The organism is Microcoleus sp. PH2017_05_CCC_O_A (assembly GCF_020738785.1).
Lineage (GTDB): Bacteria > Cyanobacteriota > Cyanobacteriia > Cyanobacteriales > Microcoleaceae > Microcoleus.
On the sequence record NZ_JAEQCB010000205.1, the window covers coordinates 1 to 12,294 of the forward strand.

Annotated in this window: 11 protein-coding genes; 5 read left to right on the forward strand and 6 right to left on the reverse strand. The window is 44.5% G+C overall.

What is annotated here, in order from left to right:
• Positions 1 to 65: 65 nt before the first annotated feature.
• Positions 66 to 521: a helix-turn-helix domain-containing protein gene (locus JGK20_RS31090; protein ID WP_293175010.1), complete on the reverse strand. Its 456-nt coding sequence runs from the start codon at positions 519 to 521 to the stop codon at positions 66 to 68.
• A 217-nt stretch (positions 522 to 738) separates the two neighbouring features.
• On the opposite strand from JGK20_RS31090, the gene gatA reads away from it, so the two are divergent.
• Positions 739 to 2,199, forward strand: coding sequence for an Asp-tRNA(Asn)/Glu-tRNA(Gln) amidotransferase subunit GatA (gene gatA, locus JGK20_RS31095; RefSeq protein WP_293175005.1), 1,461 nt, complete (start codon positions 739 to 741; stop codon positions 2,197 to 2,199).
• Between the two features lie 122 nt (positions 2,200 to 2,321).
• Positions 2,322 to 3,359, forward strand: coding sequence for an alpha/beta fold hydrolase (locus JGK20_RS31100; protein WP_293189637.1), 1,038 nt, complete (start codon positions 2,322 to 2,324; stop codon positions 3,357 to 3,359).
• Between the two features lie 143 nt (positions 3,360 to 3,502).
• Here JGK20_RS31100 and JGK20_RS31105 read toward each other — a convergent pair whose 3' ends face one another.
• On the reverse strand, positions 3,503 to 4,246 hold the full coding sequence (locus JGK20_RS31105) for a pentapeptide repeat-containing protein (RefSeq protein WP_293233359.1): 744 nt from the start codon (positions 4,244 to 4,246) through the stop codon (positions 3,503 to 3,505).
• Positions 4,247 to 5,097: 851 nt separating this feature from the next.
• Between JGK20_RS31105 and JGK20_RS31110 the strand changes: the two genes are divergently transcribed.
• From JGK20_RS31110 to JGK20_RS31120, 3 genes are all read left to right on the forward strand, one after another.
• A complete protein-coding gene (locus JGK20_RS31110) occupies positions 5,098 to 5,748 on the forward strand; it encodes an ATP-binding protein (RefSeq protein ID WP_293174873.1) in 651 nt (216 codons plus the stop codon).
• A 287-nt stretch (positions 5,749 to 6,035) separates the two neighbouring features.
• On the forward strand, positions 6,036 to 6,377 hold the full coding sequence (locus JGK20_RS31115) for a DUF3593 domain-containing protein (RefSeq protein WP_293206103.1): 342 nt from the start codon (positions 6,036 to 6,038) through the stop codon (positions 6,375 to 6,377).
• A complete protein-coding gene (locus tag JGK20_RS31120; protein WP_293174868.1) occupies positions 6,370 to 6,606 on the forward strand; it encodes a hypothetical protein in 237 nt (78 codons plus the stop codon). Before JGK20_RS31115 ends, JGK20_RS31120 begins: the two co-directional genes overlap by 8 nt.
• Here JGK20_RS31120 and JGK20_RS31125 read toward each other — a convergent pair.
• The 4 genes from JGK20_RS31125 to JGK20_RS31140 all read right to left on the reverse strand — a co-directional run.
• Positions 6,583 to 8,331: an OB-fold nucleic acid binding domain-containing protein gene (locus JGK20_RS31125; RefSeq protein ID WP_293233361.1), complete on the reverse strand. Its 1,749-nt coding sequence runs from the start codon at positions 8,329 to 8,331 to the stop codon at positions 6,583 to 6,585. The genes JGK20_RS31120 and JGK20_RS31125 overlap by 24 nt on opposite strands.
• Complete coding sequence (locus JGK20_RS31130; RefSeq protein ID WP_293189643.1) at positions 8,324 to 9,103, reverse strand: endonuclease; 780 nt, start codon at positions 9,101 to 9,103, stop codon at positions 8,324 to 8,326. The genes JGK20_RS31125 and JGK20_RS31130 overlap by 8 nt, the downstream gene beginning before the upstream one ends.
• Position 9,104: 1 nt before the next feature.
• Positions 9,105 to 11,768, reverse strand: a complete 2,664-nt coding sequence (locus JGK20_RS31135) for a DNA polymerase III subunit alpha (RefSeq protein ID WP_293233363.1) — start codon at positions 11,766 to 11,768, stop codon at positions 9,105 to 9,107.
• A gap of 212 nt (positions 11,769 to 11,980) precedes the next feature.
• Positions 11,981 to 12,294, reverse strand: a 314-nt coding sequence (locus JGK20_RS31140) for a lysozyme inhibitor LprI family protein (RefSeq protein WP_293233365.1), incomplete at its 5' end; no start/stop codon positions are given.

The following is a 12,294-nucleotide window of genomic DNA, read 5'->3' on the forward strand; positions in this document are numbered from 1 at the left end:
CTGCCAAAATAAAGGGAGCGATCGCACCCAATGGCGATCGACCCCTCTAAAATATTGCGAACTATCTACTTTCTGCGGCGGCGCCGCCAATCAACACCCAACCGCTTGAGGTAATCCCAGCCGCGTTGGGGCCAAACATGAGCGCTACCAGTCTTTTCAGCAATCCAGCGAGCTACTTTGGGGCCTGTCCAGTCTCCGCCGTCGGGGGCGGGGCCTTGCAGGGCTTGTCGCAGTTCTTCTTGCTGTTCGGGGCTCAGCAAGGATTTGGCAGGAGGGGGCTGGCGGTCTCCGCTGCGGTTTCTCACAGAGTTAGGCCCTTCTCGGTTGTAGCGCTGGACAATTTCTTTGGCGTAGTCGTAGTTAATCCCTACGACTTGGGCTGCTTGTTTGATAGTCCAATTTCGGGAAACTAAGAGTAGCAAGTGCCAGCGGCGCGACTCTGTGGTGTTTTGTGCCTGCCGGTAGCGAATTTTGAGTTCCTCTGCCGTCAGGTGAGATTCTAAGTGAGCTTTAGGTGGCATTCCTCCAACGGGGCATCGGGAACTTCTTACCATATATCTTTGGTTTTGGGGAGAATTCCGGATGAAATTGTCTTCTTGGGGATCGTCGCGGCAAATACGTAGCTTTTTTTACCGCAGATGCAAGCATAGAGACGCAGTTGAAGAAGGGCTGTAAGTGCGTGCAATTGCCAGCTATATTGGCTAAGTGGCTGAAAGTAGAAATGATAAAGGTACGAGCATGGCATCCATCCGCGAGTTGCACCGACAACTGGTCAATAAAGAACGCTCTGCTGTGGAAATTACTCAAGAAGCATTAGACCGAATTACCCAGCTAGAGCCGAAATTGAAAAGCTTTCTGTGCGTGACAGCAGACAGCGCATTGGCGCAGGCCCACAAAGTGGATGCCCAAATCGCAGCAGGCGAGGCAATTGGGTTGTTGGCCGGCATCCCGATCGCCGTTAAAGACAATATGTGCACCGAGGGCATTCCCACAACCTGCGCCTCTCGGATTTTGGAAAATTTTGTCCCTCCCTACGATGCAACCGTCGTCTCCAAACTCAAAGCAGCCGGTGCGGTGATTCTGGGCAAGGCCAATATGGACGAGTTTGCCATGGGGAGCTCGACGGAAACTTCGGCCTATCAAGTTACCGCGAATCCTTGGGACTTGGAGCGCGTGCCCGGAGGTTCTTCTGGCGGTTCTGCCGCAGCGGTAGCCGGCGGAGAATGCGTCGTTAGCTTGGGTTCGGATACTGGAGGTTCGATCCGCCAACCTGCTGCTTTTTGCGGTTTGGTGGGGCTGAAACCGACCTATGGGTTGGTTTCTCGTTACGGTTTGGTGGCCTACGCTTCTTCTCTCGATCAAATCGGGCCCTTTGGCCGGACTGTTGAGGATACGGCGATTTTGTTGGGGGCTGTCGCTGGTTATGACAGTAAAGATTCGACGAGTCTCAATGTCCCAATTCCTGACTACGCCCAAGCTTTGAGACCCAGTTTGCGACCGAAGGGTCAGATTAGAATTGGTGTAATTAAAGAAACTTTTGGCGTCGGGTTGGACTCGGCGGTTAAAGACGCCGTGACAAAGGCGATCGAGCAATTTCAACAATTGGGTGCAGAAATTCAAGTCGTTTCTTGTCCCCGGTTCCGCTACGGTTTGCCCACTTACTACATTATTGCTCCCTCGGAAGCTTCGGCGAATTTGGCGAGATATGATGGAGTAAAGTATGGTTTCCGATCGCCCGATCCCGAAAATCTTTTGGATATGTATGCCAAAACTCGCGCTCAAGGGTTCGGTGCAGAAGTTAAACGCCGGATTGCGATCGGCACTTACGTGTTGTCCGCTGGATATTACGACGCCTATTATCTCAAAGCTCAAAAAGTTCGGACTTTGATTAAAGAAGACTTTGAAAAAGCTTTTTCTCAAGTTGATGTTTTGGTCTGTCCCACTGCTCCGACTACGGCTTTTAAGGCAGGCGAAAAATTCAACGACCCCCTGAGTATGTATTTGTCAGATTTGATGACTATTCCGGTGAATCTTGCTGGTTTGCCAGCTTTGAGTTTGCCCTGCGGATTTGATGATAAAGGACTGCCGGTGGGTATACAACTGATTGGTAATGTTTTGCAAGAATCTCGGCTGTTTCAAGTGGCTCATGCTTACGAACAATCCACTAATTGGCACTTGCGTCACCCGGAATTGAATTAATTTTTGAAATTCGGCGGAACGCTGCTGCGGAAGTTAGTAATCGATCTAAAGCTAATCATATGAATTAATCATTTGTCATTAGTTTTTGACCGATTTCTAATCTCCCGCGTGTCTTATTTTCTATGAACAAGTTACTGGTATTTGTTTTGTCTAAATCCCTCATAACTTTTGGGATAGTTTTGGCGATCGCTTATTCTGCTGCTTGTGTATTGCTATTTGTAGCGCAAGGTAAGTTTATCTTTTTTCCGGCGCGGGCGATCGAAACTACGCCAGATGATTTTAAGTTGAAATATCAAGATGTTTGGCTGCAAATTCCAGCTAAAACAGCGGCGCTGGAAATGGAAAGCGTACATGGGTGGTGGATTCCTGCCTCGGAAAACCCCCGCAAATTTCGGGGGGAAGTAAGAGAGGTGGTTCCACTTCAACCATCCCAAACCCCCCCCAGCCCCCCCTTGTTAAGGGGGGGAGTCAGAGAGGCTGTTCCTGTCCCCCCCCTTAACAAGGGGGGGTTAGGGGGGGTTCCGGTTCCCCCACTTCACAAGGGGAACTTAGGGCGGGTAGTTTTGTACCTGCACGGTAATGGTTCAAATGTGGGAGCAAATGTCGAACACGCTAATCGATTTCATGGCTTAGGTTTGTCAGTATTTCTGATCGATTATCGCGGTTATGGAAAAAGTCAGGGCGATTTTCCGAGCGAATCTCGGGTTTATGAGGATGTTGAACAGGCCTGGGATTATTTGGTGAAACAGCGGGGGATTAACCCAAATCAAATTTATATTTACGGTCATTCTTTGGGAGGGGCAATTGCGATCGATCTAGCAGTGCGGCACCCGGAGGCTGCGGGGTTAATTGTGGAGGGTTCTTTTACTTCGGTAAGGGCAATGGTAGACTTCCAAAAACCGCTATTTAGGGCGTTTCCGATAGATTTGTTGCTGGCGCAGCGGTTTGATTCTCTGTCAAAAGTCGATCGCCTGCAAATGCCGGTACTATTTATTCACGGGACTGCTGACACTGTAGTTCCAGCCGAAATGAGCCAAAAAATGTTTGATGCAGCACCCGAACCCAAACAGCTTTACATGGTTCCCAATGGAGGACACAATAATGCGGCACAAATCGGCGGTGCAGAATATCTGCGGGTAGTGAGCAAATTTTTATTGTAGGGTGCGTCAGCTCATAGTGCGATCGTAAAAAAAGATAAAAAAGGGTACGTAGTTGCGCTTGGGCGCTCTTATCTTATATATATGAAAGAGCGCTGAAGCGCAACTACGTACCTAAAGATCGACACCTATAAACGGCTTACCAATTAATTCAACCTTAAAATATCTAACCACCAGTCATTGACGGCACGGCAGTAATTGCAGTAATTGTTCGAGCTAATCGGTTGTTGTTTTTTAACATCACAACCTCGCCGAGATATTTTGCGGTTCGGCATCCGGGCGCCGCAGAAATTAGCATCTATAAAATTAGCTTTGTTCAATCTCGCATCGCTCAAATCGGCCCCTCTGAGGTCAGCACCGCTAAGATTTGCACCGCTTAAATCAGCTTCTTTGAGGTCAGCACCGCTGAGATTTGCCCCAGAAAAATCGGCATTTCTCAGGTCACTTCGACTTAGTTTAGCTGCGCTCAAATTACTGCATTTTAAGTTGGCCAACTGAAGAGATGCGTCGAGCAGAGAACTTTCGCTGAGATTGGCATTTTCTAAGTTGGCTCCCCTGATGTCCGCCCTGCTCATGTCGGCTTTGCTGAGGTCGGCATCGATTAAAAAGGCATTTCTCATGTTGGCGTTATTTAAATTAGCTTCCATTAAATCCGCCGCAGTCAAATCCGCATCTACTAAGTCGGCCCTGCTGAGAGTGGCGCGACTCAAGGAAGCGCCAAACAAATCTGCACGGCTCAAGGAAGCGCCAAATAAGTCGCATCCGGGACATCCTCTTGTTGCTAGCAGCCGCTTGATTAGAGGCAGATTTTGAGCTTGTAAGGGAACTGCTGCGCCAAATGGGAGTAGCAGAATCACTGCTGCCAGAATTGTCAGTTTAATTTTTGTCATCAGGTGTTGCGCGTTTAAATTGTATATGTCAATTACCTATTACCTAGTTGTCAAATCATCTCCTCATCAGACTTTCTCCCTCGATCTCTCCCCTCTGCCGGAATCTCCTCGAACATAACAGACTATGTAGATGCAAGCAAAGCTTAGTCCGGGTAATTCATCTAACTGCGTTTTATCGCCTAGTTTTCTCCTGGAATAACGCGCGCGGGGCTAAAAACAGGGTTTATTGGTAGATTTTTCGCTGTCAAATCCAATATTTTTAGCAGAAACGGCCTTGTTTGCAGCAGTCTTGGTCTAGTCGATTGACAAGCGAATTTCGACCTGTGGTACCCGCCACGTGATTTATCCGTGGAATCAATCCCAAATCGAAAATCGAAAATCCTCTCTTCCCCCGAATTTATAAAATCTAAAATCGATTGACGTGGCACGCCGGTGTGAGGTTGGCGGACGATCGCCTTTGCGGATATTACTTACTCCTTTAGGATGAGAGCGATTACCTCAAATCGGCTTTGCAGGCTACCGGCGAGCCACCGTTGGCAGTGGCTCAATGCCTTGTATTTTGTAGCTGGCGACGGCTGGGGTAAATGAGCTCCGGCAGTGATTCGGTAATTTCTGGTGGATGCAGGCGGATTGTGCTACGGGGGCGATCGCTCTCCGTACAGGCGATCGGTAAATAAGCCAATTGGCTTAGACTCTTAAGACATATTGCTGATGCGATGCCTTCTACAAAAAAGATAGCATTTTGGTATGAACGCCGAAATTATACTGAATAAGCAAGTATAAAAAACGACAAAGTGTGTCGGCGGGTGTGAAAAATGGGTACAACTAATACTTTCAGACGAGGAAAATCAATGTCGAACAGCATAGATCAACTGGCAGAAGGCGGCAGAGGCATCAAACTCATGTGGCAGATTGCAGACGAGCTGAGTTACACCCGGACTCTTGACGGTCGAAATTGTTTGTCGCTGAGCAAAAGTTACGAAGTAGAAAGTCGCTCGCGATCGCAAAATATAAAAAAGGCTAGCGTTTTAGATGGGTTAATGAATTTGTTAAAGAAGTGGGATTGGCAAGATGACATTGAGCAGGAAGCAGAACTGAATGAAAGTTCTTTGAAAAACATCAGCCTGCAAGTCAACACAGATATGAATGCTTTAACTAAAGTTTTGGACTGGTTGGAGCAGTTGCAAGATGTATCGATCCCCAATGAGGTTTGGTTCCAATTACAGCTAGCTTTAGCTGAAGGTTTTACTAATGCAGTTCGTCACGCTCACAAAAATCTGCCCGCAGAAACTCCTATTCAACTGCAAATTACGGTATGTAGCGGACACTGGCAATTCAAACTTTGGGATTGTGGGCCGCGTTTTGATTTTGATGCTAAGCTCGAAGAAATTATCGCAACAGATAGAAAACGCTTTGCTGATTTAGAGGTTTTGAGCGATACTTGCTTGATACCTAGCAGACCGACAACTTTGGAAATGTCTCAGTTTCGGATTGCTGGGTAAAGTAACAATTAACAGACTGGCACGGTTGAAAATGTGTTATACTAATAACGGTGTTAGGGGAAGAGTTACGGGTTGTGTCTCCGCGCGGGTCAGGGGTTTTTAATACTAGCGACCTGCTGCGGAGAAGGTTAAAAGCTATGGGCTTGGGTGAGTCTCTAGCAGTTCGACAAAAATGGGTTCCTTTGTTAAATTAGACATGAAAAATTCACCACAAAAAGTTAAAATTTATTCACATTAATTTTTAATTTTTTAATCTATGATGGTATCTGGTCGCTCACCAAATACTAATGATTTCCAAAGAAAGTTTATTTGTGCTGTCTCTATTTCCCTACTTGGGTTTTCTCTGGTTTTTGACGAAATCTGGAAAAACTCCTCGTTTAGCTCTGATGGGATTTTACGGCACTCTCGTGTTTGTGGGTGTGACTATTCCCGCAGCAATTTATGCAAAAGTTGCCTACAATGAGTCGCTAGCAAATGTCGATTGGCTCCACGGTTCTGCGGAACTATTCTTGACACTTGCCAATATTTTAGTAGTTTTAGGCTTTCGGGAAGCGGTGATTAAAGCCAAAGCATCCTCACAGAATGAGGGCGAAAAGCAAGAGTGTCTTGCAGACGGGGGAATTGATTAAGACTTTGAGCGGCCATTCTGACGCGGTGATTTCGGTGGCTATCAGTCCCGATCGCGAAACTATGGCTAGCGGCAGTCGAGATGGTACTGTTAAAGTCTGGAACTTGCAAACAGGCGAATGTTTGTGCAGCCTAGTTGGGTGCAATCCGGTGGCTTTTAGTCCTGACGGTCAAACTTTAGTCACCGGTGGGGATGGGGCCCAAATGTTAGTTTGGCAGGCGTTTGTTTAGTTGGGCGAGATAGCTGAGATACTGGGAAATGCGATCGACATCTGCGTCAAGCAAGCGATTGGCCCAAGAATATATCTTAAGTTGCGATCGCATTTCCCGAAATATTGCAGCATCCCCGCGACTGTCGAGAGGGAAAACCGAAGCATCAAATCCCGCCGACTTGAGACGGCTAACAGCGCCATCGCCATCTTGTACCCACAATTGACGCTTGATGCGAAGAGGTTGACAGCAATATTCACCGACAACGATTCCCCCCACCGAAACGCTAGCATCCTCTCCACGATTGGAAAGTTCTTGCAAAATAGCTTTCAGAGAATTGAGGTTTTTGACATCTTGCACCTGCGGCGGTGTAAACTTGACAATCACCATTTCTGTAACTTCCACTGGTTTAGTCGATCGTCCAAAGTTGACCGGTTGATTCGCCCAAGAATTTTGTATTTCCGATGGCGCCACCCAAGAATTTTGCGTTTCCGATGGCGCCACCCAAGAATTTTGCGTTTCCGATGGCGCCACCCAAGAATTTTGTATTTCCGATGGCGCCACCCAAGAATTTTGTGTTTCCGATGGCGCCGCCCAAGAATTTTGTGTTTCCGGTAGTGGGATCTCGATTTCCTCTGTAACCTCTGGTGTTTCTACAGGCTTTGCAGTATCTACAATTATCTGAATTTCCTCACCATCCTTCTCAATTTTCCCGCTAATCAGTAATACAGCATTCTCTATAATATGCGGTTTTAATTGTTCGTAAGCCTTCGGAAACACAACAGCTTTGATTTGATGTGTCAAATCTTCTAATTGCAAAATTGCCATCGCATCGCCTTTTTTCGTCACTACCAGTTTGATAGCGTTGAGCATGACAATAACCGATACTTTACCCTTTTTCTCGGCTAACTGTGCGAGAGTCACAACATCTGGATCTTGATTAGATTGAAGCAGAAACTTGAGGGGATGATCTGATACATAAAAACCCAGCAATTCTTTTTCTAAACGCAATTTTTCCTGTGTGTCAAAATCTTTCACAGTTTTTGATTTTGGCGCAGATTCATACTTATTCGCCGACTTCCCAAAGCTAGTATCTCCTAACAAGTCAAAGAGATTACCTTGACCAGTTTCTCGGTCTTTTTTGCGGTCTTGCGCCCATTTCATAACCCCTTCCAAGTCGTTTACTAATTGCTGGCGGTTGGGTGCGATTTTGTCAAAAGCACCACAGTGAATCAAGGCTTCTAGGGCGCGGCGGTTGACAGAATGTAGATTTACGCGATCGCACAAATCTGGTAAAGACTTAAAATCACCCCCTGACCTGCGCGCCTCCAAAATATTCTCAATAGCCCCCTCACCCACATTTTTAACCGCCGAAATTCCAAACAAAATCTTATGTTTTTCCGCCTTTGTCATCTCCCTCGGCAATGGCGTGAAAGTAAGTTCAGAACCATTAATATCAGGTGGCTCAACATCAATCTTCAGCTTGATACAATTAGCAATATATCTCTGTACCTTCTCCTGATCGCCTCGGTTAGCAGTCAGCAGTGCAGCCATGTATTCAACAGGAAAATTTGCTTTTAAATAAGCAGTTTGATAAGTGATATAGGCATAGGCCATTGAATGGGATTTATTAAAGCAATTAGATGCCACCAGACTATTTTCTAGTGTAAAATTATGATCTCTTTCAACGCCAATGTCATATACTTCTTGAGTTCCTAGTGATTTTCTACTAATGATTTTAACCATGTTTGTAACTCCTGAGAATATCTTCAATTTTAGTCTTTTTTCGTTGTAAACCTAATCTGGGATACTGATACACAAAATCATAGAATGCTTGTATATTTTTCCGACTAAATATTCTCCAATAATAAACTTTTTTAAATTGATGCTCTTGTACAGAACCCATGCCTAAGTGCCTTGTTAGTTCGCAGGGAAATTTAAAGGAACTAACAATGCAGACTAAACCGCCACTCCTACCTTTGTTTGCATAAGCACAACCGTCACCATCAAAGTACCCTAACACATAAGACGCTAAATATTTGGAGTTAGGAAAATAGGTAACTTCTGAAAAAGTCCTTCCTGTTATGATGCCGTAGCCCTGTAAAGAGCTTGCCAGTTTTTCAGAAGAAAAATTTATTCGGTAGTGAGGAGCATAATTTTGAGGCTGAACAATTCTAATTTCACCAGAGTATTGTAGCTCTATGCTGAGCATTTCTGTGAGTTCTTTGTCAATTGATTCAAAAGCTACATAATTAGTTTGAGTAACGCAGCCATCAGCAGCTAGCAATCCTAACAAATAGGCTTTAGCTTGAGAGTCAATTATATCAAAATAGCTTTCATTTAAAGTATAGCGGTTTCGTCGCTTAGTATTAATGTCAGCTTCTTTTAAAACTCTTGAAACTGCTCTCTCGCTTACCCCAAGGTAGTTAGGGATTTCTCGACACTCCATGCCTTGGTTAAAAGCTAAAATGATTTGTTCCTTGTGTTCTGATTTTAGTTTCCTATAGTCTATATACATTTTATAGATGTGAGCTAGAGTTGATTTGTTTTAAGTCTAATCCTTTTTCAAAGATTTCGTCAATAGGTAGCATTTGACCGTCAAAAGTCATAAACTTGTGATCTTTTGTCGCGCGAATTATCGAGCCATCTTCCAGACAATACTCAAAGACCTCCTGCTGACCTCGGCGATGCCACTGTGCAATTGGCTGTGTATAAATATGGCCATTATTATCAACACTGTAAACGGTACATTCAATTTCTTCCTCGACAATTTTACCAATAGCCATCGGCCCATATTCCATAGTCAATATCTTCGTGTCATAGCTCAAACAATATTCCGCGAATTGAAGCATCTGTCCGAACAACTCTTCGGCAACTCTTTGAGCGACACCATTCTTAGTTGCGCCATCAATAAATGTTTCCTTTTGCTTCTGCATTTCATCAGCCTTCTTCTTGCCCATTGCGCGGCGCAGCAAGTCAGCTTGACCTAAAGAATAGCCCGCCAAATCTTGAGCCATCCGCATAATTTGCTCTTGGAAACAAAGCGTTCCATAAGTCTCTTTTAAAATCGGTTCTAACAGCGGATGGTCGTATTTAACGACTTCTCTACCATGTTTGCGATCGATAAATTGTGGAATCAAACCAGCATCCAGCGGGCCGGGACGATAAAGCGCCAGAATAGAAGAAATATCATCCAGACAAGAAGGTTTGATTTTTTTTACTACATCCAGCATCCCAGAAGATTCTAGCTGAAAAATACCTTCTAAATCTCCTTTTTCTAATAGTTGATAAGTCTTTGCTACATCACCGGGTAACTTGTTGTTCCTAGTAAATGTCTCTTGAGCTCTGCGTTCTATGTCAGAAGGTAAGCCTTCAGCATTGATAGTTATATCTTGAGTTTGCTTAACATAATCAACAGTTTTTTGGAGAGTCGTTAAATTTTTGAGTCCCAGAAAGTCCATTTTGAGTAACCCCAAAAATTCCAAGTCTTCCATAAAATATTGGGTGATTACAGCACCATTTTCATTTTTTTGCAGGGGCACAATTTCATCAAGGGGGATGGAAGAAATCACCACACCGGCGGCATGAACACCATAGGTTTTGTTAGTTCCTTCAATGCGAATTGCCATGTCAATCCACTGACGCACTGGGACTTCGGTGCCAGTTTCGGCATTAGTACAAATAGTATTTTCGTAGTTGGTTTTAAATTCCTGTGCCGGTGTTGCATCGGAAATCATTACTTTGAGTTTTTCCGGTTTCCCCCGCGATACTGGAATCATTTTCGCCATCTCATCGGCTTTTTTGTAGGGAATACCTAAAACTCTGGCAACATCTTTCAAAACAGCTTTTGATGTCATCCTGTTGAAGGTAATAATTTGCGCTACGCGGTCTGTACCATATTTGTCTGTAACATATTTAATCATATCGTCCCGTCTTTCGATGCAGAAATCGCTATCAATATCTGGCATCGATTTGCGTTCGGGATTGAGAAATCTCTCGAATAGCAATCCGTGGTGTACCGGGTCTATGTTGGTAATATTGAGGACATAAGCAACTAAAGAACCTGCCGCAGAACCACGTCCTGGCCCGACGGGAATATTGTTGTCTCTAGCATATTTCATGTAGTCCCAAACCACTAAAAAATATTCAGAGAAACCCATCTGCTGAATCATTTTTAGCTCATATTCTAGTCTTTGTTTGTAGACTGGGGGGATTTCATTTCTGGTACGGGCTTTGAGTCTTTCTAATAATCCTAGCCAAGATATTTCTTCTACATAGGTATCGGCGGTATGTTCTGGGGGAATTGGGATTGTGGGAATCCGAGCTTCTCCTGTTAGATCGTATCTTGATACTTTGTTTGCTACTTCTAGGGTGGTTTCGATCGCCTCTTCGATCGTTTCATCATCCAAATGGTCTCGAAATAGTTGCGCCATCTCCATAGCAGACTTCAGATATTCTGTGCCGCTGTAGCGCATCCGCTTTTCTTCTTCAATCAGTTTGTTGGTGTTGATGCACAACAAAGCATCGTGAGCTTCTACGTCGTTGCAGGAAATATAGTGAGAATCATTGGTGGCAATTATTTTAATATTGAATTCGCGGGCAATTTTGACGATTTCAACATTAACCATGCGGTCTTCTTGGGAACCGTGGTCTTGAATTTCTATATAATAGTCTTCTCCAAATACTTCTTTATACCATTTGGCAACTTCGCGGGCAGTATCTAGCTTGTTTTGCAGAATCATTTGGGGAACTTCGCCACCCAAACAAGCGCTGGTAACAATGAGACCTTCGGAGTATTGTTTGAGGAGTTCTTTGTTGATGCAAGGACGGGCAAAAATACCTCTTTCGGGCATTCCTTTTAAATGGGAAATTGTGGTAAGCTTTACTAAGTTTTTATAACCTTGGGTATTTTTAGCTAAGACAACTTGATGGTATTTTCTTCTACCTCTAACTTTGACTTCGATCTCGCCGTTGACGACGTACATTTCATTGCCAATGATGGGCTTGATATTTTTATTTCGGCAAACTTTGATTAGCTCGATCGCCCCATACATCACTCCGTGGTCTGTAAGGGCGATCGCGGGCATCCCCAATTCCACCGCCCGTTCGGCGAGCTGCTGTAGCTGAGATGCCCCGTCTAGCAGGCTGTAATCGCTGTGAATGTGCAAGCCAACGAAGGACATAGAGATTTTAAATATAAGATTTTAGATTTTAAATCTTACACCATTGGCGTGTCAAAGGATAAAATAAAAAACAAAGCTTATTATCACTTTTAAGATAATTTGGGGTGGGGGGTTTGGTACCGCATAAGATGAGTTTGCTGTGATATTGATGATTTGATCGGTAAATTATTGTCGATCGCGATGGCTACGCCCCGGCTTACGCCTACGAGCTTTTACAAACTTGCTTGTTCTAAATAACGCTCCAAGTCTTTAATACGTTCTTTTGTGACTCTGGCTCTGCAATAACCGTAGATAGAAGGAGCCACACTACCACCCTCAAAGTGTCCTGATTCATAATCGCAAGATTCATCTCTAAACTTGAGCCAACTGCGCTGTGCGACTATCAATCTCTGCTTTTGTTTGCTGTTGAGTTTTGGTTGAAGTTGCTGATATACTTGATTGAGTTTTTTGTCTGCTGCCTGAAACTCTTGGCTGGAACACAGATTCTGATCCAGTGTGGTTTGAGGGCTTTTACAGTTAGGTTGTT

Excerpts from the sequence above, each read along its gene's own strand:
- JGK20_RS31115 (WP_293206103.1), top strand. The coding sequence starts at position 6,036 with ATGATTTCCAAAGAAAGTTTATTTGTGCTGTCTCTATTTCCCTACTTG.
- JGK20_RS31125 (WP_293233361.1), bottom strand. The coding sequence starts at position 8,331 with ATGGTTAAAATCATTAGTAGAAAATCACTAGGAACTCAAGAAGTATAT.
- JGK20_RS31100 (WP_293189637.1), top strand. The coding sequence starts at position 2,322 with ATGAACAAGTTACTGGTATTTGTTTTGTCTAAATCCCTCATAACTTTT.
- gatA (WP_293175005.1), top strand. The coding sequence starts at position 739 with ATGGCATCCATCCGCGAGTTGCACCGACAACTGGTCAATAAAGAACGC.
- JGK20_RS31110 (WP_293174873.1), top strand. The coding sequence starts at position 5,098 with ATGTCGAACAGCATAGATCAACTGGCAGAAGGCGGCAGAGGCATCAAA.
- JGK20_RS31105 (WP_293233359.1), bottom strand. The coding sequence starts at position 4,246 with ATGACAAAAATTAAACTGACAATTCTGGCAGCAGTGATTCTGCTACTC.
- JGK20_RS31090 (WP_293175010.1), bottom strand. The coding sequence starts at position 521 with ATGCCACCTAAAGCTCACTTAGAATCTCACCTGACGGCAGAGGAACTC.
- JGK20_RS31130 (WP_293189643.1), bottom strand. The coding sequence starts at position 9,103 with ATGTATATAGACTATAGGAAACTAAAATCAGAACACAAGGAACAAATC.
- JGK20_RS31135 (WP_293233363.1), bottom strand. The coding sequence starts at position 11,768 with ATGTCCTTCGTTGGCTTGCACATTCACAGCGATTACAGCCTGCTAGAC.